Genomic DNA, 17711 nt, shown 5'->3' with positions numbered 1-17711 from the left:
GACGCTACTGCACGAGCGATCGCGCTCGCCCGGTCACGCCGTTCGCTGGAGCACCCGGAGTGATCCCGTCGCCGACCGTTCGGTGAAGCGACCCGACGCCAGGGCCGGGAGGTAGATCTCTTCGTAGGGTGGTCGCCCACCATCGGCAGGATTCGGGAAGACGTCGTGGATCACGAGGTAGCCGCCGGGTGCCACGTGTGGCGTCCACCCCGTGAAGTCGTGGCGGGCCGGGTCGACGCCGTGTCCACCGTCGATGAAGAGCAGCGAGAGCGGTGTGGCCCAATGCCGAGCCACTCGGGGTGAGTCGCCGACGACGGCGATCACCCACGGTTCGAGCCCGGCGTCGTAGACCGTGCGCCGGAAGATCGGCAACGTGTCCATCACACCGATGTCGGGATCGACGAGATCGGGCTCGTGCCACTCCCAGCCCGCCTGGTTTTCCTCGGACCCGCGATGGTGATCGACACAGAACAGCTGGTTGTCGAGCGAGCGAGCGGCGGTGCCGAGATAGAGCGCCGATTTTCCGCAGTAGCTTCCGACTTCGAGCATGGGTCCGAGCATCGGGTCGGCTCCGAGCGCTGCCTCGTACAACGCCAGTCCTTCGTCGGGTGGCATGAACCCCCGGGCGGCTTCGGCGAGTGCCTGCTCGTCGGGCGTCACGTCGAGGTGCCCTGGTCGATCGGGAGCACGGGGTCGGCGACGAAGAGACGGTCGAGCAGCAGGTACTTCGCCACCCACACCAGGAAGTAGGCGATCAGGGTGGCGAGGTTCACCATCAAGCCGCTACCGAACCATCGATCGGCGACCTCGGCGAAGACCGTGGAGACGGCGAGCCCGACCCCGGCGATGCCGAGAAACGGGAGCACCTCGCGCCGCAGGTCATGGCGACGACCGCGCACACCCCACACCCACGCACGACTGAGGAGGTAGGCCGGAATGGCGGCGAGGAAGCCGGCGAAGAGATTGGCCTTGCCGCCTGACCATCCCCAGATCGAGTTGGCGGTGTACAGCAAGCCCTGATGGTTGATGTTGTTGATCACCGTGACGAGGAGGAACCGTCCGGCCCGCAGGGAGTGCGGTGTGACCCGATCCTTGACCGACGCCAGCGTCGAGACGGAGGGAGACGCATCGGGGGTCACGCCACGAGACTACCTGGGCAATCGTTCACCACAGGAGCACCACATCGCGCTGCCGGCGCTCCACAATGGTTGGCGTGACGCAAGGACCGGTCGACGATCTCATCAGCCTGCTCGATCTCGAGCCGATCGAGCAGAACATCTTCCGGGGGCAGAGCCCCGACGAGCAACGCCAGCGAGTCTTCGGCGGCCAGGTCGCCGGCCAGGCGCTGGTGGCGGCCACCCGCACCGTCGAATACGGCGCCGTACATTCGCTCCACGCCTACTTCCTCCGCCCGGGCGACCCGACGATCCCGATCCTCTACGAGGTCGAGCGCATCCGCGACGGCCGATCGTTCGCCACTCGGCGCGTCGTCGCGATCCAGCACGGCCAGGCCATTTTTCATCTGTCGGCCTCGTTCCACACCGCCGAGGAAGGGTTCGAGCATCAGATCGAGGCGCCGCAGGGCCTGCCGGATCCCGAGTCGCTTCCCGATTTCCAGACCAGAAACGCCGACCAGGCCGAGTTGCTCGGCGACTGGTACAGCCGTCCTCGCCCGATCGATACCCGCTATGTCGGCCCGGACGGTCTGAACCGGTCGCGGGCGAGGCTCGACCCCCAGCAGTACGTCTGGATGCGGGCCGACGGCCAACTGCCTGACGACCCGGTCGTGCATCAGTGCGTCATCACCTATGCCTCCGACATGAGCCTGCTCGATACCGTCGCCCGCCCCCACGGCGTCTCGGTGCTCGACGGCGACGTGATGATGGCCAGCCTCGACCACGCCATGTGGTTCCATCGCCCGTTCCGGGCCGATCGTTGGTTCCTCTACGCCCAGGACACACCGTCGGCGTCGGGTGCTCGTGGCCTGGCGCGCGGGTCGATCTTCCAAGATGGCGTGCTGGTTGTGTCGGTCGTCCAGGAGGGTCTGGTCAGAAAGCTCACCAGCTGACCCCACTCACCGGCGGCGACCGGCCACAATGGCGAGTGCGGCATGTCATCGCGACCACGAGCGCGGCGACAACTCCAGTAGTCCTGCGACCGCTTCCCGACAGCCAAGGCGACCTCACTTTTCTCATGCGGCGATCCCCGTACCTCCTCTTCCTCGCACTGCTCACCGCCGCCTGCGGCTTCCCCGAAGTGGCGACTGCGCCGACCTCGAGCCTGCCGTCGAGCGACAGCGAGACCGTGGCAACCACCGACGATCCCGCGGCCGACGCCACGCTGGCCACGCCGCCGTTGGCCGATGAGAGCGAGGGCGCCGCCTGGGCCGACATGGCGCTCACCCTCGAGCCGATCGCCGAGATCGCCAACCCGATCTCGATCACCGGCCGCTCGGGCACGCTGAACCTCTACGTCGCGAACCGTGACGGGGTCATCCACGTCCTGGAACGCACGATCTCCCCCGAGAAGGCGATCGAACGCATCAGGCTGTCGTCGCGCCCCATGCTCGACCTCACCGGACTGGTCTCGCTCGAGAGCGAACAGGGCCTCCTCAACGTCACGTTCTCGTCCGACGGGCGCGACATGTTCGTGTACTACACCGACCTCAACGGCGACGTCGTCGTCGACAAGTACGAGGTCGACCGGTCCGATCGAGCCAGCTACGACGACCGCATCGAGCTGATCCGGGTGCCTCAGCCGGCGCCGAACCACAACGGCGGCGGCCTCGCCGTCGGCCCCGACGGATTCCTCTACATCGGGCTGGGCGACGGCGGCGGCGCCGGCGATCCCGAGCAGACCGGCCAGGATCCGCGAGACCTCCTCGGTTCGCTACTTCGCATCGACCCGGTGAGCAGCGAGACCAGCACGTACGCCGTGCCGGTCAGCAATCCGTTCGCCGACGGGGTCGACGGCGCCCCCGAGGTGTGGACGTACGGAGCGCGCAACCCCTGGCGGCTCTCGTTCGACCAGCTGACCGGCGACCTCTGGATCGGCGATGTCGGCCAGAACGCCATCGAAGAGATCGACAAGCTCGCCCAGTCCGATGGCGGCGGCCGTGGCGCCAACCTCGGGTGGAATCTGGTCGAGGGAAATCAGCCGTACGAGGGTGGCCAAACCCCGGCGAACCACACGGCACCGATCTACGTCTACGGCCACGACGGCGGCCGCTGCTCGGTCACCGGCGGCCATGTCAGCCGGGCCGAACTCATGCCACAGTTCGACGGCGTCTACATCTTCGGCGACTACTGCACCGGCGAGATCTTCGGACTCGCGATGGTCGACGGCGCCGTGCTGGTACGGCCGCTCCAGGTGACCGCCGCCGGTGGTGAACTCGTGTCGTTCGGCCAGGACACCCTGGGTCGCGTGTTCGTGGTGGAGTCCGGCGGACGAATCAGCCGGATTGCGCCGGCCCCGGCCGACGCCGAGGGCTGAGCCGGCAACGACGAGTCACCACAGCTGGTCGCGTTGCGTCGGTGGCGCGATCGAACATGTGTTCGATACTCTGAGCGGATGCACCCTACCAACGGACCCGTGTCTCCACCTCCTCGATCTGGTCCAGCGACCGCCGAGGATTGGGAGCTGATTCGCCGCTCGATCGCCATGCTCCCTCCCGGTGCATGGGCAATGCGGCGTGAACAGGCGCTCGAGGCCCTCTCGACCCTGGTCGAGGGGCTACGAGCCAACCGTCACCGATGATGCCGGCTCAGTCGCCGCCCAGGTCGTAGCGATAGACGTTGGTGTTGCGCTGCTCGAACCCGATGCGGGCGTACAACCGATTGGCGGCCTCACGCGAGGGACGCGAGGTGAGGTCGACCGTGACGGCGCCCGCTTCCTTCGACATCTCGATGGCGTGCTCGCTCAACAGCCGCCCGACACCCTTGCCACGGGCCTCGGTATCGACGATCACGTCCTCGATCCAGGCGCGGATGCCCGTGGGGATGCGGAACAACACGAGGGTGAGGCAGCCGTAGACGACACCGTCCTCTTCGGCGAGCAACAGGTGCGACGCCTCGGAGCCAACCAGATCCTCGAGTTCGGCCCGGGTGGGGGGCGGGTTCGACTTCGACAACTGGGGGACGAGCCGTTCGAACGCGGCGACGACGTCATCGGTGACTTCGGTGACTTCAACGATCTTCACTCGACCAGTATGGCGACCTGATCCCGCACGGCGAGGGATGAACTTCCCGGCGATCCCCCACCGGGAGGTTTCGCCCACCTCCAGCCCTGCCTGCAGCCGTCGCCTGCCACGCACCGTGTGCACTCACGCCCCTGCGTCAGCCCGATACGGTGGAGGGGTGAACCACATCCAGTGGATCGAGCCACTTCCCGAACTCCGCCGTCCCACACTCGTGCTCGCCTTCGAGGGTTGGAACGATGCCGGCGATGCCGCGTCGTCGGCCGCCGAGCACCTGGTGTCCCTCTTCGACGCCGAACCCGTGGCTCGCATCAACCCCGAGGAGTTCTACGACTTCTCCACGACTCGCCCGCTCGTGGTGCTCGACGACACCAAGCGCACCATCGAATGGCCGGCGCCCGAGTTCACCGCCGCCGTCCTCGCCGACAGCGACCGAGACCTCGTCGTGCTCGCCGGCATCGAACCGCACCTGCGATGGAAGACGTTCGCGAACGCCGTCGTCGAGGTCGCCGAACAGCTCGGCGTCTCGATGGTCGTCTCGCTCGGCGCGCTGATCGCCGACGTCGCCCACTCCCGCCCCACCACGGTGTTCGGGTCCGCCCAAGACGTCGCCCTCGCCGAGCGACTCGACCTGGAACCCTCGTCCTACGAAGGCCCCACCGGCATCATCGGGGTGCTCACCAACCTGCTGCACGAACGGGGTATCGACACCCTCTCGCTGTGGGGGTCGATCCCGAGCTACGTGCCCCACGCCAACTCACCCAAGGCGGCCCTGGCCCTGGTCGACCGGCTCGGCAGCGTGCTGGGACTCCCGATCCTGGGCGGTGATCTCGTTGAAGCCGCCGCCGAATACGAGGCGCAGATCACGGCGCTGGTCGAGGACGACGACGACACCAAGGCCTACGTGTCGAGCCTCGAGGCGGCATACGACGCATCGATGCGGCCGGAGTCCTCGGCCGAGCTCATCGAGGAGCTCGAGAACTTCCTGCGAGACCAGTAGGAAATCGCCTCGCTCGTCGCCCGGTCACGACTACGGTCGCCGCGATGTCGACCACGACCCTCCTCGCCTTCGCCGCCGCCGCTCTGCTCCTCCTGGTGATCCCGGGCCCGGCCGTGATGTACATCGTCACCCGCAGCGCCGCCCAAGGCCGCAAGGCCGGGCTCGTCTCGGTCGCCGGCATCCATCTCGGCACGGTCGTACACATCGTTGCCGCAATGATCGGATTGTCGGCCATCCTGGCGGCCTCGGCCACGGCCTTCACCGTCGTCAAGTTGGTGGGTGCGGCCTACCTGATCTGGTTGGGGCTGCAGTCGATTCGCTCGTACCAGCGAGGCAAGGTCGAGACGGACGTGTCGGTCGCACCTCGCCGACTTCGTCGGGTGTTCGTCGATGCTGTGGTGCTCAACGTCCTGAACCCGAAGACGGCGATCTTCTTCCTGTCGTTCGTCCCACAGTTCATCGATCCCGAAACCGCACACCCGGTGCTCGACATCGCCACGCTCGGCGCCGTCTTCATCGTGCTCGGGCTGGTCTCCGACGGCGCCTATGCCCTCGCCGGTGGATGGGTCGGCGGCAGGCTCCGCCGCTCACCACGGCTCCAACGTCGTAAAGATCTCGTCGCCGGAGGCACCTATCTCGGACTGGGTGCCTTCACCGCCCTCGCCGGCGGCCATTCGAGCTGAGCTGCCGCCGACCGTGGTGGACCCGGGTCAGTGACCGTGCGATCCGCGCCAGACGGGTTGGCGAGGGAGGTCGAAGTCGGTGTCGCCCGACTCGCCTCGGATCGACGCGAAGGCACGCGCACCCCACTTGTCGAAGTTTGCGATGGGCTGCGGCAACTCGTGCTCACTGAACCAGCCCACATCGAGGCACTCCTGCGGGTGGTGCCGTAGCTCGCCTCCGGTGGCCCGGCACAGGAACACGATCGTGTAGAGCGGGATCCGGCTGAAGCCGAGCCGGAGCCCGTCGTAGATCCCGATCGGGCGGATTACATCGCACTGGATGCCGGTCTCCTCCTGCACCTCCTTGACCGCGACCTCGGACGGCGAATAGCCGACGTCGGCCCACCCGGTGGGGTAGAGCCAGATCCCCGAGTCGGACCGTTGGATGAGCAGGATGCGGCCCTGGTCGTCGCCGACGACCGCACCGATGGCCACCTTGGGCGTCACGTAGCCGGCGATCCCGGAACCGACCACCTTCAACCATTCACCATGGAAGCGGGCGGCATCCTCGCCGTCGACGTGGGACCGGATGTCGGACGCCACCGCCAGGACCTCTTCGAATCGTTCCCGTTCGTATTGGTTCTCGGTGAACCCGAGGCCGGTGCGGGCAATACCGGCGAGCGACTCGGCCCAACGCAACAGCTCCTGGGAGTTCACGGTTCGGTCGGTCATGACTCGCTCCTTCGATGGGACGGGTGACGACGGTGACGCCTACGCGGTGTCGCTGTCGCGGGTGATCTCGGTGAGCGCCAACTCGAGCTCGCCGAGCACCGACGGGTCGGTCACCTTGTTGCCGTGAACATCGCACAGATAGAAGCTGTCGACCGCATCGGGACCGAGCGTGTGGACCTTGGCACTCATGATCCCGAGGTTCAGCTCGGCCACCACCTGCGTGATCTTGTAGAGCACACCGATCGTGTCGGGGGTATGAACGTCGACCACGGTGGCCGCGTCGGACAGCGTGTTGTCGATGTGGACGTATCGCCGCGGTGGCGACGCCGCCAGCCGACGATGGAAGCGGGCATAGGACCGGGCCCGCTGTGCGATCCTCGCCGACAGGGCGAGGCGCCGGTCGAGTGCGGCGTGCGCCAGCTCGATCACCCGGTCCCACTCCACGGCAGCGCCAGTGGAGGACTGCACGACGAACTCGGTGGCGGCCATGCCGTCGGACGAGTAGGCCGATGCGTCGAGCACGTCGAGTCCCGAGATCGCCATCACCCCGGCCAGACGACTGAAGTGACCATGCGAGTCGGGAGCAACGACCGACATGGTCGAGCCGCGACCGACGATCACCCGCTCGCCGGCCGCCATCCACTCGAGCATTTCGGCGGTCGGGAACTCACTGGCGACTTCTTCGACGTGGCCGCCACCCAACACGTGCTTGGTGCGAGCGACCAGATCACGTAGCAGACCGGCCTTCCATGAACCCCACATCGACGGTCCGGTGGCGATCGAATCGGCTTCGGTCAACGCGGCCAACATGTCGAGGAAAGCGACCGTGTCGACCGCTGCCGCAACGGCACGAATCGTTCCCGGGTCGGACAGATCCCGCCGTACGGCGACATCGGGCAGGAGCAGATGCAGCCGGCAGAGGTCGACCAGCACGGCGACCTCCTCGGGCGGATACCCCATGCGTTCGCCGATGGTTTGGATCAGCCCCATACCGACTTCGGTGTGGTCGCCCGGAAAGCCCTTGCCGATGTCGTGCAGCAGCGTTCCCACGACCAGCAGATCGGGCCGCACGACGGTGTCGGCCAACGCGGCGGAGTTCGCGGCGGCTTCGCACAGGTGCCGGTCGACGGTGAACAGGTGCATCACGTTCCGCTGCGGCTTGCACGACACCCGGGCCCACTCGGGCAGCAGTCGGACCATCAGCTCGAACTGTTCGAGGTCTTCGACCACGTCGATCGCCGAGCGCCCGGCGAGGAAGATCGCGGCCAGCAGCTGGCGGGCTTCGGCGGGCCACGGCTCGGGGATCCGAGCCTCGCTGTCGGCCAATCGCTGCAGCGACTCGCGACCGATGAGGGTGTTGGTCTTTGCCGCCGCCGCAGCCATACGGAGGAGCGCCAACGGATCGGTCTCGACCTCGGCATCGTCGGTGAATTCGAGCTGACCGTCGACCAGTTGGATCCCGGGTTCGACATCAGCTTGCGGCCGACCTCGCCGCGGCCGGGATCGGGCATGCTCCCAGCGGTACCACGCCTCGTCGCTGTGCCAGCCGATCCGTCGACCGGCCTGGGCAACCTCCAGCATGAGGTCGGCGCCATCGCCCATGCCCATTCGCTCGGCGACGGCATCGTGATCTTCGAGGCTGAGCACGTCCCCGGCACGGCCAAGTACCCGATGGAGCTCGACCCGGACCCTCGACAGGATCTCGGCGTCGGGACGTAGCTGGTCGAGGAGATCGCTGGCGAAGCCGGGCTCGGCTCGTTCGGCCCAGGCGAGCGCCTGCAGATCGCGGAGGCCGCCGCGCCCCTCCTTGAGGTCGGGCTCCAGGCGGAACGCGACGTCGCCCTGTGACGAGTGACGCTGCTCGACCGCTGCGGCCAGCCGGGTCATGAGGTCGTTGCCGCGCTTGCGCCACAACTTGTCGCGCCCGGCTTCGAACCCGGCGACGAGCTCGGCGTCGCCGGCGATGAGACGGACGTCGAGGTAGGCCGTCGCCCGCTCGAGTTCGTCGGCGGCCAGCGCCAGGGTTTGCTTGACCGTGCCCACCGAATGCCCGAGCTTCAGACCGAGGTCCCACACCGGATACCACAGCTTGTCAGCCAGCTCGTCGATCGAACGCGACGGGGAGTGCAGGAGCAGGACGTCGAGATCGCTGTAGGGCCAGAGTTCGCCCCGCCCGTAGCCCCCGACGGCGATCAGCGCCACGCCGTCCAGGTCGGTGGCGGCCTCGGCCATCAGCTGGCGGAAGAAGTCGTCAGCCGCGTCGGCGTGCGCTGCGGTGTAGGCGCTGCCCGTCAGCGACTCGGAGGGCAGCAGTGTGGTCTTGCGTTTGGCCATGGAGAGGTCAGGAACCGTACTGGTCGCTCACGGCCTGCCGGATCGACAGTTCGATCCGGCGACGGCGCTTGTCGACCGACAGGATCTTGACCATGACCGTTTCACCGGGCGTGACGATCTCCTCGGGCGCCGATACCCGGTACTCGGCGAGTTCCGACAGATGCACCAGCCCCTCGACCCCGCCGAGATCGACGAAGGCACCGAAGTCGACGAGCCGGGTGACTGGACCCGACACCACCTCGCCGGCGGTGACCTGAGCGAAAGGATCGGGGGCCACCTGGCGCAGCGACAACGAGACTCTGCGCTTCTTCACCTTGACGTCGAGCACCTTGACCTCGACGGAGTCGCCGACGCTCAGCACATCTCGCGGATGACCAACTCGATGCCAGGACAGCTCGGAGAGGTGGACCAATCCCTTGACGCCGCCCAGCTCGATGAACGCGCCGTAGTCGGCGAGCGAGGCGACCGTCCCCGTGACGACCGAGTCGACCACCAGGCTGGTCAGCAGCTCATGGGTGCCCCGGCGCTGTTCGCGCAGCAGGATCGAGCGTCGGGACAACACCAGCCGTTCCTTGCGCTGATCGGACTCGAGCACCCGGAGTTCGAGCGTCTGATCGGCGAACTGGCTGAGATCCTTGATCGGCTCCAGTGAGAGATGCGAGGCCGGGACGAAGCCACGCAACCCGTTGACGTCTACCACGATGCCTTTCGCGCTCAACGACGTGACCTTGGCCTTGACCGTGCTGTGGTCGGCCGCGGCGGCATCGACCGCCTCCCACGCCTTCATCTTGAGCGACCATGCCCGAGACAGCACCACCCGCCCCTTGGGATCGTCGCGGGCAAGGATCGCAGCGTCGACTCGGTCGTGGAGCGACACGACGGCGTTGAGATCGGCCACCGGTTCGAGGTCCCAGTGACGGCGAGCGAGCACCGCCAGCCGCCCGTCTTCGAGCGTGAGCGACAGTTCGTCGGGGTCGATGGCCGTGACGATCCCGCTGACGATCTTCCCGGCGTCGGAGATCGCAGGCTTCGGAGCAGCCGGAAGACCTCCCCCCGGGGGCGGCGGCGGGGGCCCTGAGGTGACCGCATCACCGATGGCCGGAGCGACCGGGTCGGCGTCGGTGGGCTCAGACGCAGCGGGCTCGGTACCAGCCGGCTCGGACGAGCTGGACTCGGAGCTCGCAGGCTCAGCCTCCGCATCAGCCGCTGCGGGTGCGGTCGTCTCCGACGCAGGAGCAGCAGTGGGCTCGGCTTCGGTGGCGGCAGGTGCCGGTGCTGGCTCGGCGACCACCTCGGTCGGCGGCTCGGCATCGGATTCGCTCGGTGCTGCATCCACGGGCTCGGCAGCATCGACCGGCTCCGCAGCATCGACCGGCTCGGCAGCATCGACCGGCTCCGCAGCATCGACCGGCTCCGCCGTGACGGGCGGCGTATCGGAGGCGGGATGATCGTCGGCCTGATCTGCTTCGACCGCGACGGCTTCCGGGGCGTCTGGCTCCGCCTCGGATACGGGATTCTCTGCGTCGGTCATCGTTCCACCTCGTTCACAACGGCCAACAGTAGGCAAAAACGCGGCTCAGCGCCCTTCCCGGCCCGCCGAGACCCAGCTCATGGCGGGGATCAGTCGATGCCGATCGAGGTCAACGTCTCCTGCGCCGAAGCGACCACACCGGTGTAGAACGCTCCGAAATCGGCATACACCGCCGATGCCTCGTCGAACCGCATGGTGTAGACGACGTCCTTGAGGTCGTCGGGGCGCTGGGCGAACAGGGTGACGCCCCACTCGTAGTCGTCGAGGCCGGCCGACGCCGTGATGAGCTGGACCAACCGACCGGCGAACTTGCGGCCCGACGTGCCGTGCTCGTGCATGAGGTCGCGGCGATCCTCGAACGAGAGCCGGTACCAGTTGCCGGTCGTGTCACGCCGCTTGCTCATCGGGTAGAAGCACCAGGCGTTCTTGCCGTCGGGCGGCAGCACCGGGTAGAGCCGCGCCTGCTTCATCTCGTCGGGAACACCTGCGGCGTATTCGCTGACCTCGGTGATCGACACGTAGCTGTCGACCAGTTCGAGACCGGCGGCAGCCAGGTCGGTCTGGATCCGCCGCAGTCGCCACATGTCGGGTCCGAGCACCATGGTGGCGAGATCGGCCTTGTGACCGAGCATGGCCACGGTGACGACCTGATCGCCATCGGCCTCGGCCTTCTCGATGGCCGTGACGATCGCCTCGCGTTCGACGAGCGGCGTGGTCCGCCAGAACAAGTGGAGCACCCCGAGTCCTTCCGACAGGGTGGCCGAGCCTTCGAGGTTGGTCGCAGCGTTGGGCATGCTCCGAGTGTAGGGAGCACACGTCGCCGGACCTGATCAGGCGCCGTCGGGACTGTAGAAGTTGGCCCGGCCCTCGCGGGCGAAGCCGGCCAGGGTCATGCCGGCCCGGCGGGCAGACTGCACGGCGAGCGCCGACGGTCCCGACACCGCGACCAGGGCCGTGAACCCGCCGGCCCACGCCTTCTGCACCATCTCGAACGACGCTCGGCTCGATACGAACAGGGCCAGATCGCTCGCCGGCAGCGCTCGATCGAGCAGCAGCCGACCGATCACCTTGTCGACGGCGTTGTGACGGCCGATGTCCTCGCGAGCCACGACCACGGCGCCGGACCGGTCGACTGCTGCGGCCAGGTGCACTGCTCCGGTGGCGTCGTGGAGCGGCTGGTGCCCTTTCACCTGCGCCGGCAGGCTCAGCAGCAGGTCACGGTCCCACGGCTCGTGCTCCGGCAGCGGGCCGATGCGGTCGGCCAGCTCGTGGATGGCGTCGCTGCCGCACAGCCCACACGATGACGACACCAGCCCTCGGCGGGCCGAGCTGGCGTCGTCCGTCGCGACCGCGCTCGAGCGACCCGTCTCGACCGTGACGACGTTGAACTCGGTGGCCACCGCCGACCCACCTCCGCAGTAGCGGATCGTCTGTACGTCGCCGGGGCCGACCAGACCCTCGGTGAAACAGAACCCTGCCGCCAGTTCGAAGTCGTTGCCGGGCGTTCGCATCGTGCTGGCAACGAGCGAGCCGTCGAGTTCGATGCTGAGCGGTTCCTCGACGATGAGATCGTCGGGGACGAGCCTCGCCTCATCGCCGCGCACCTTCCGCGTCAGCAGGCGCTGCGTCGTCGATCGGCTCATGTCATCAGCGGACCACATTCGTCAGCGAGGCACAACACCGCAGCAAAACCCATAGTGTTTTCACTCGATGAGTCAGCCGTTCGATCCAAACGCCGCTCCTCCACCCGGCTTTCCGCCGCCGGCCGCCCCCGGCGCGCCGATGGACACACCTCAGACCGGTGCCCCGGCCTACGGCGCACCACAGCCCGGTGCTCCGGCCTACGGCGCACCGCCGCCGGCGTTCGGCACTCCCCCACCGGCGGGCTACCCCGGCGGCCACGAGGTTCCCGGGTATGGCGCCCCACCTCCCATGGGCAGCGGCACGCACTTCCCACAACCGGCCACCGGCGTCCTCGCCGGGTTCGGCGCCCGCCTGGGCGCCAGCCTCCTCGACGGCCTTCTTATATGGTTGATCTCGCTCGTCGCCGCCATCCCACTGGGGCTGTGGGTCGCAAGCCAATGGGAGACCACACCCGAGCCGTGCACCGTCAACGGTGAGGTCACCACCTGCGACCTACCCACAGACGCCTCTCTTGGCATCCTGGCGGTCGCCGTGGGGCTGTGGCTCCTCTTCACTTTCATCGTGCCCGTCATGTACTACGTCCGATCAGTGGCGAAGACCGGCCAGACTCCCGGCCGAAAGATGCTCGGCATCCGGGTGGCGAGCACCGCCGACGGCGAGCCGCCGTCATTCGGTATGTCCTTCGTTCGCTACCTCTTCAGCGCGATCAGCTCCCTGATCTGCGGGCTCGGCTACCTGTGGATGCTGTGGGACGACAAGAACCAGACGTGGCACGACAAGGTGTCTTCGACCGTGGTGGTACGAGCCTGAGCACGCACCGCATCGGGCTGCCTCGCCTGCTCATCACCCTCGGTCTGCCCCTCGTACTCGCTGCTGCGTGCACCAATGGCATCGAGGAGGTGGCACCGGCCGGGGGCGCGTCCCTCGACCAACCGACGCCGCCCGACTGCAGCCCCCAGCCGCTGGATCCGGCCACTGCGATTCCGGCCGACCCGGTGGCCGCGTCGATCCTGGTCAGTCAGCTCGTCTATCCCGTCTGCGCCGATCTGGTCGTGGTGAGCGATATCGAGCACCTCGAGGTTGCCGTCGACCTCGCCATCGAGTCCGACGCGCCGATCGTCCTCGTCGACCCGCATGCCCCGCCCTCGAGCTCCGCCGACACTGCCTCGACCACCGACACTGCCTCGACCGACGAGACGGCGGAACCCGGCAGCACCGCCGACGCCAACTCGACCGACGACAGCACCAGCGCCGACGACTCGGATGCGGCCACCACCAATGACGTGCTCGCTGCCACCATCGCCGAGCTGGACCGGCTCGATCCCGGCGTCGCCCTGTGGGTCGGACTCCCCGAGGAGCGCGACGCCATCGAATCGCTCATCGACGCCGAGTTGTCACAGGCGATCGCTCCCGCGGCCGACGCTGTCACGCTCGGACTCGACTCGGCCCCACCGCCCGATGCCGGTGTGCACACCTGGGTCGCCGGCCCGGAGCAGGAAACGACACTGCTCGCCTCACTACCGGCGATCGCCGCCGGTGGTGGGACGACTCGCCTGATCACCGGCTTCACCGATGAGGTCCTGGCCACCGATCTGTCATTGGTCGACCCGACCCGGCTGTCCTTCGTCGAAGGCCTCGATGCCACCGATCAGTGGCGAGCCGAGTTGGCACTCGCGGGCACCACACTGCCCGGTGGCGGCACCACCCTCTTCCCCGACCGCCGCATCATCGCCTTCTACGGCAGTCCGGTCACCTTCCGCCTCGGTCTCCTCGGCGAGCAGGGCCCCCAGGCGACGATCGACCGGCTCGCACCGGTCGTCGACTCCTACCGCATCGGCGACGAGCTCCTCGTGCCGGGTTTCGAGCTGATCGCCACGGTCGCCGATTCACAGGCCGGCGACGACGGCAACTACTCCAAGGAACTCGAGCCCGAAGCGCTACGTGAGTGGATCGAGGTGGCCGCAGCCAACGATGTCTACGTGATCATCGACCTGCAGCCGGGCCGCACCGACTTCCTCACCCAGGCGAAGACCTACGAGGAATACCTGCGTCTGCCCAACGTCGGCCTCGCGCTCGATCCCGAATGGCGTATCGGTCCCAACGATGTGCACCTCGTGCGAGTCGGCACCGTCGACGCGGCGGAGGTGAACACGGTGGTGGACTACCTGGTCGACATCGTGCGTGAGGAAAAGCTGCCGCAGAAAGCCCTGGTCGTACACCAGTTCCAGACGCAGATGGTCACCAACCGGGAGCTGATCCGCACGCCACCGGAACTGGCGGTGGTCATCCACGTCGACGGCCAGGGCCCGCTCGGCACCAAGTACGGCACGTATGACACGATGCTCGGCGCGCCCATCGGGCCCGAGCAAGACCTGTGGTGGGGCTGGAAGAACTTCCTCGACGAGGACACCCCGATGGCCACACCCGAGCAGACCAACGCCGTCACACCGCTCCCGGTCATCGTCACCTTCCAGTGATCTCCGCCCGGATTGTCAGCGTTCGCTCGCTCACCTGATCGGCGCCGAAAATGACTCGACCGGCGGCTTTCGCCGCCGGTCGATATCCCGGTTCCCGCCGAGAAGTGTTGAGGCCAGATGGGGAGAGATGACCTCGACACAGATAGCTTCGGTCGGATTCGGGCGGTGCTGAGTCAAATGATCCAAACGGCCCCCCGGTGAACGAACCCTGACACCGGGCCGGCAGCGGTCCAGCCACCACCTCGGACAGCCATCTCCGCACACCATGCGCATCTACGACCACGAAACGTTCACCGTCGACCGGCTCCGTGAAGCCAAGGGATCGACGACCGTCACCGTGGCGCTGCCGGCGAAGGACGAGGCGACGACGATCGAAGCCATCATCACCACCATTCGCGACGGGTTGATGGGGTCGGTGGGGCTGGTCGACGAACTCATCGTCATCGACGACCACTCCACCGACGACACCGCCGCCGTCGCCCGCCAGGCGGGCGCCGACGTCTACCCGGCCGGCGAGATTCTTCCCCGCTATGGCGCCGGCCACGGCAAGGGCGAGGCGTTGTGGAAGTCGCTGCACGTGTCGACGGGTGACATCGTCTGCTGGTGCGATGCCGACATCCGCAACTACGACAACCGCTTCATCCTCGGTCCACTCGGCCCACTGCTGACCGAGCCCGACATCGGATTCACGAAGGGGTTCTACCGCCGACCGTTGCGTGACGACGGCGAGGGTGGCGGTCGAGTCACCGAGCTCGTCGCCCGACCATTGATCTCGAGTCTCTTCCCGCACCTCGGCCCTCTGGTGCAGCCGCTGTCGGGCGAGTTCGCCGGGCGGCGAGCGGTCCTCGAACAGGTGCCATTCAGCCGGGGCTATGCGGTCGATCTTGCGCTCTTGATCGACCTCACCGAACGGTTCGGCGCCGACTCGATCGCCCAGGTCGATCTCGGTACCCGCATCCACCGCAATCGGCCGCTCCGCGAACTCGGCCCACAGTCGGCGGCGATCACCAACATGGTGCTGCGCCGCGCCGGACACGCGACGGTCACCGAGATCGTCGAGGGCATCGGCGACCTCACCCTGCTCCGGCCGACCCTTGGCGACGCCACGATCACCGTCGGCGACCTGCCGCCGATGGTCGAGGTCGACACCGCGTAGTGGTCGACTAGGGTCGGGGCGTGCCCGAGGAGCTCGAACGCCCACCACTCGCCCCGATCGTCGCCGTCGTCGCTGCCGGCATCGTCGGTGTGTTCGTGTTGCGCTGGATGCTGCGCGCCATCGTCGGGGGCCTCAAGTTCGCCCTGCTGTGCGCGGTGATCGCTGCGGTGATCTACGGCGTGTCGCGCCTCAGGTCGGGTGACGACGACTGAGTTCGTCCGCCACGATCGAGGCAACCAACTCGACGGTGTCGTGCATCGCCCGGTCCAGGCCGAACGCTTCGACGAGCGACACCACACGCAGGTGCTCCGGGGCCTCGACCGAGGGATCACGATCGCCGACGATCGAGACGACCGGCACGCCTTCGGCCGCCGACCACGCCCCCACGCCGCCGACCACCTTGCCGTTGAACGACTCGTGATCGAGATAGCCCTCACCGGTGATGACGAGGTCGGCCCCCACGAGTGCGACATCGAGCTCGGCTCGCTCGGCGAGCACCGAGAACCCGGATTCGAGCCGGGCACCCAGGGCGAGCAAGCCACCGGCGAGCCCGCCCGCTGCGCCGGCGCCGGGTACCTCCGACACATCGATGCCGTAGTTCTCCTGGTAGACCTGGATCAGGCGCTGGAGGCGACGAGTCAGGAACTTGACCTGTGCCGGCGAGGCACCCTTCTGCGGGCCGAAGACCGTCGCCGCCTCATCGAATCGAGTCTGAACGTCGCAGGCGACGATCAGTTCGATGCCCTTCATGCGCGGCGCCGGCGGCATGGCTCGGATGGCTCCCCACCCCCCATCGGTGGTGGCCGACCCGCCCAGGAACACCACAACGGTCGTGGCGCCGAGCTCGATGGCGGTACTGATCAATTCACCGGTGCCGGTGGTGTCGGCAGCCACGGCGTCGTTCTGGTCGGCGCCACCGACGACGGTGAGCCCCGAAGCGGCGGCCATCTCGATATAGGCGGTCCGACCGTCGAGCCGCCAGCCGGCCTCGACCGGATCGCCGAGTGGCGAGGTGACGACCGTCGTCTTGTTCGGTCCTCCGATGACGTCGAGCGATCCCTCGCCCCCATCGGCCAGCGGGATCGCGCAGCTGTCCCAGCCCAACCGATCGGCCGCCCCTACCGCCGCCTCGCTCAGCTCGGTGGCGGTCGCCGAGCCTCGGAACTTGTCGAAGGCAATGACGACCTTGGGCTTGGGCACCGTGACCTGCTCGACGGACAGTGCGCGGACCGTCAGACCTTGATCACGCCGTCGGACCCGATGCGCACGACGATGTTGGCTCCCTGGGTGTCGGCGATGGGAGAAGCGGTCGGATCGAGCGGCTGCACGACCGTGGCGGGGTCGACGCCGTAGACAGCGGCCACGGCGTTGGCCTCGGCCAGGTACCCCTCGGTGTAGAACACCGCCGACGGGCCGTTGATGTCGGCGTCCTTCGGTTCGAGGGTGATGTAGTTCGACGGCTTCAGCAGATCGGTGCCGGCACCGGCCACGCCGGCAACACGACTGGTGGCGTCGGTGCCGTTCAGGACCAGCACCTTCACCTCACTCGGATCACGGGGTGGGGCCGACACCGTGGTGGTCGTGCTCTCGACCACGGTGTCGCCGGTGGGCACCGTGGTGGAGGTGTCGCCGGCGGCTGCTGCATCACTGGTGTCGCCACCACCATCTGCGGCCGGCGTGGCGTCGGCGGCGGTGTCGTTCGACGAATCGCCGATCCCGCGGAACATCAGGAGCAGGCCGACAGCCACCGCCGCGATGATGACCAGCACGCCTCGAGCGGCGTTGGTTCCCGCCGATCGGCTGAACCCGCCACCTGCGTCGTGTGCCCCTGCGGTCATGTGAGACTCCTCTGCCCAAGTGATGTGGCGACTGGTGTGGCGAACATAGGTGAGCCCGAGGCCGGATTCGAACCGGCGACATCCGCTTTACAAGAGCGGCGCTCTGGCCAACTGAGCTACACGGGCGTGGCCGACAATCGTA

General features: G+C 67.7%; 19 protein-coding genes and 1 tRNA gene. 9 read left to right on the top strand and 11 right to left on the bottom strand.

Translation table 11 applies throughout. From position 1 onward, the window contains the following. Positions 1-33: 33 nt before the first annotated feature. Together R2733_12020 and R2733_12015 are read right to left on the bottom strand one after the other, a co-directional pair. Positions 34-660, bottom strand: a complete 627-nt coding sequence (locus tag R2733_12020) for a class I SAM-dependent methyltransferase (GenBank protein ID MEZ5377224.1) — start codon at positions 658-660, stop codon at positions 34-36. Beyond that, positions 657-1139, bottom strand: coding sequence for a GtrA family protein (locus R2733_12015; GenBank protein MEZ5377223.1), 483 nt, complete (start codon positions 1137-1139; stop codon positions 657-659). The genes R2733_12020 and R2733_12015 overlap by 4 nt, the downstream gene beginning before the upstream one ends. A gap of 74 nt (positions 1140-1213) precedes the next feature. Between R2733_12015 and R2733_12010 the strand changes: the two genes are divergently transcribed. The 3 genes from R2733_12010 to R2733_12000 all read left to right on the top strand — a co-directional run bounded on the left by R2733_12010 (position 1214) and on the right by R2733_12000 (position 3756). Continuing rightward, positions 1214-2068 carry an acyl-CoA thioesterase II gene (locus tag R2733_12010; GenBank protein ID MEZ5377222.1) on the top strand — a complete coding sequence of 285 codons (855 nt, stop codon included), beginning with the start codon at positions 1214-1216 and terminating at the stop codon, positions 2066-2068. Positions 2069-2193: 125 nt separating this feature from the next. After that, positions 2194-3492, top strand: a complete 1299-nt coding sequence (locus R2733_12005) for a PQQ-dependent sugar dehydrogenase (protein ID MEZ5377221.1) — start codon at positions 2194-2196, stop codon at positions 3490-3492. 78 nt (positions 3493-3570) lie between these two features. Next, the gene (locus R2733_12000; protein ID MEZ5377220.1) at positions 3571-3756 is read left to right on the top strand and encodes a hypothetical protein; all 186 of its coding nucleotides are present in this window, start codon (positions 3571-3573) and stop codon (positions 3754-3756) included. Positions 3757-3763: 7 nt separating this feature from the next. Here R2733_12000 and R2733_11995 read toward each other — a convergent pair whose 3' ends face one another. Continuing rightward, positions 3764-4198, bottom strand: a complete 435-nt coding sequence (locus R2733_11995) for a GNAT family N-acetyltransferase (protein MEZ5377219.1) — start codon at positions 4196-4198, stop codon at positions 3764-3766. Between the two features lie 157 nt (positions 4199-4355). Here R2733_11995 and R2733_11990 point away from each other — a divergent pair, with 157 nt between their 5' ends. Together R2733_11990 and R2733_11985 are read left to right on the top strand one after the other, a co-directional pair. Continuing rightward, positions 4356-5195 carry a PAC2 family protein gene (locus R2733_11990; GenBank protein ID MEZ5377218.1) on the top strand — a complete coding sequence of 280 codons (840 nt, stop codon included), beginning with the start codon at positions 4356-4358 and terminating at the stop codon, positions 5193-5195. Between the two features lie 44 nt (positions 5196-5239). Next, positions 5240-5878, top strand: coding sequence for a LysE family translocator (locus tag R2733_11985; GenBank protein ID MEZ5377217.1), 639 nt, complete (start codon positions 5240-5242; stop codon positions 5876-5878). Positions 5879-5905: 27 nt separating this feature from the next. On the opposite strand, the gene R2733_11980 is transcribed toward R2733_11985, so the two are convergent. The 5 genes from R2733_11980 to fdhD all read right to left on the bottom strand — a co-directional run bounded on the left by R2733_11980 (position 5906) and on the right by fdhD (position 12097). Then, a complete protein-coding gene (locus tag R2733_11980; GenBank protein MEZ5377216.1) occupies positions 5906-6589 on the bottom strand; it encodes an NUDIX hydrolase N-terminal domain-containing protein in 684 nt (227 codons plus the stop codon). Between the two features lie 39 nt (positions 6590-6628). Further along, positions 6629-8923: a [protein-PII] uridylyltransferase gene (locus R2733_11975; GenBank protein MEZ5377215.1), complete on the bottom strand. Its 2295-nt coding sequence runs from the start codon at positions 8921-8923 to the stop codon at positions 6629-6631. Positions 8924-8930: 7 nt separating this feature from the next. Then, complete coding sequence (locus R2733_11970) at positions 8931-10454, bottom strand: S1 RNA-binding domain-containing protein (protein ID MEZ5377214.1); 1524 nt, start codon at positions 10452-10454, stop codon at positions 8931-8933. Between the two features lie 89 nt (positions 10455-10543). Next, complete coding sequence (locus R2733_11965) at positions 10544-11248, bottom strand: chlorite dismutase family protein (GenBank protein ID MEZ5377213.1); 705 nt, start codon at positions 11246-11248, stop codon at positions 10544-10546. 36 nt (positions 11249-11284) lie between these two features. Next, complete coding sequence (gene fdhD / locus R2733_11960; GenBank protein MEZ5377212.1) at positions 11285-12097, bottom strand: formate dehydrogenase accessory sulfurtransferase FdhD; 813 nt, start codon at positions 12095-12097, stop codon at positions 11285-11287. A gap of 67 nt (positions 12098-12164) precedes the next feature. On the opposite strand from fdhD, the gene R2733_11955 reads away from it, so the two are divergent. The 4 genes from R2733_11955 (at position 12165) to R2733_11940 (ending at position 15943) form a co-directional block, all read left to right on the top strand. Next, positions 12165-12908: an RDD family protein gene (locus tag R2733_11955; GenBank protein ID MEZ5377211.1), complete on the top strand. Its 744-nt coding sequence runs from the start codon at positions 12165-12167 to the stop codon at positions 12906-12908. Next, complete coding sequence (locus R2733_11950) at positions 12866-14575, top strand: hypothetical protein (protein MEZ5377210.1); 1710 nt, start codon at positions 12866-12868, stop codon at positions 14573-14575. Before R2733_11955 ends, R2733_11950 begins: the two co-directional genes overlap by 43 nt. Positions 14576-14840: 265 nt before the next feature. Beyond that, positions 14841-15731, top strand: coding sequence for a glucosyl-3-phosphoglycerate synthase (locus R2733_11945; GenBank protein ID MEZ5377209.1), 891 nt, complete (start codon positions 14841-14843; stop codon positions 15729-15731). 20 nt (positions 15732-15751) lie between these two features. Next, positions 15752-15943 (top strand): hypothetical protein, encoded by a 192-nt coding sequence (locus tag R2733_11940; GenBank protein ID MEZ5377208.1) that lies wholly within the window; start codon positions 15752-15754, stop codon positions 15941-15943. Here R2733_11940 and R2733_11935 read toward each other — a convergent pair. From R2733_11935 to R2733_11925, 3 genes are all read right to left on the bottom strand, one after another. Then, positions 15921-16931 (bottom strand): glycerate kinase, encoded by a 1011-nt coding sequence (locus R2733_11935; protein MEZ5377207.1) that lies wholly within the window; start codon positions 16929-16931, stop codon positions 15921-15923. The genes R2733_11940 and R2733_11935 overlap by 23 nt on opposite strands. 32 nt (positions 16932-16963) lie before the next feature. Further along, on the bottom strand, positions 16964-17569 hold the full coding sequence (locus R2733_11930) for a LytR C-terminal domain-containing protein (protein MEZ5377206.1): 606 nt from the start codon (positions 17567-17569) through the stop codon (positions 16964-16966). Between the two features lie 52 nt (positions 17570-17621). Further along, positions 17622-17695 (bottom strand) — tRNA-Thr (locus R2733_11925). Between the last annotated feature and the right edge of the window lie 16 nt (positions 17696-17711).

It is taken from the genome of Acidimicrobiales bacterium (genome assembly GCA_041394265.1).
In the GTDB taxonomy this organism is placed as follows: Bacteria; Actinomycetota; Acidimicrobiia; order Acidimicrobiales; family SZUA-35; genus JBBQUN01.
Note: the sequence above shows the minus strand (reverse complement) of the source record. Positions and strands in the feature narration are given on the sequence as shown.

What these genes read in the sequence shown, in the direction of transcription:
- R2733_12005 (MEZ5377221.1), top strand. Translation starts at nt 2,194, where the DNA reads ATGCGGCGATCCCCGTACCTCCTCTTCCTCGCACTGCTCACCGCCGCC.
- R2733_12000 (MEZ5377220.1), top strand. Translation starts at nt 3,571, where the DNA reads ATGCACCCTACCAACGGACCCGTGTCTCCACCTCCTCGATCTGGTCCA.
- R2733_11985 (MEZ5377217.1), top strand. Translation starts at nt 5,240, where the DNA reads ATGTCGACCACGACCCTCCTCGCCTTCGCCGCCGCCGCTCTGCTCCTC.
- R2733_11980 (MEZ5377216.1), bottom strand. Translation starts at nt 6,589, where the DNA reads ATGACCGACCGAACCGTGAACTCCCAGGAGCTGTTGCGTTGGGCCGAG.
- R2733_11975 (MEZ5377215.1), bottom strand. Translation starts at nt 8,923, where the DNA reads ATGGCCAAACGCAAGACCACACTGCTGCCCTCCGAGTCGCTGACGGGC.
- R2733_11970 (MEZ5377214.1), bottom strand. Translation starts at nt 10,454, where the DNA reads ATGACCGACGCAGAGAATCCCGTATCCGAGGCGGAGCCAGACGCCCCG.
- R2733_11965 (MEZ5377213.1), bottom strand. Translation starts at nt 11,248, where the DNA reads ATGCCCAACGCTGCGACCAACCTCGAAGGCTCGGCCACCCTGTCGGAA.
- fdhD (MEZ5377212.1), bottom strand. Translation starts at nt 12,097, where the DNA reads ATGAGCCGATCGACGACGCAGCGCCTGCTGACGCGGAAGGTGCGCGGC.
- R2733_11955 (MEZ5377211.1), top strand. Translation starts at nt 12,165, where the DNA reads ATGAGTCAGCCGTTCGATCCAAACGCCGCTCCTCCACCCGGCTTTCCG.
- R2733_11945 (MEZ5377209.1), top strand. Translation starts at nt 14,841, where the DNA reads ATGCGCATCTACGACCACGAAACGTTCACCGTCGACCGGCTCCGTGAA.
- R2733_11930 (MEZ5377206.1), bottom strand. Translation starts at nt 17,569, where the DNA reads ATGACCGCAGGGGCACACGACGCAGGTGGCGGGTTCAGCCGATCGGCG.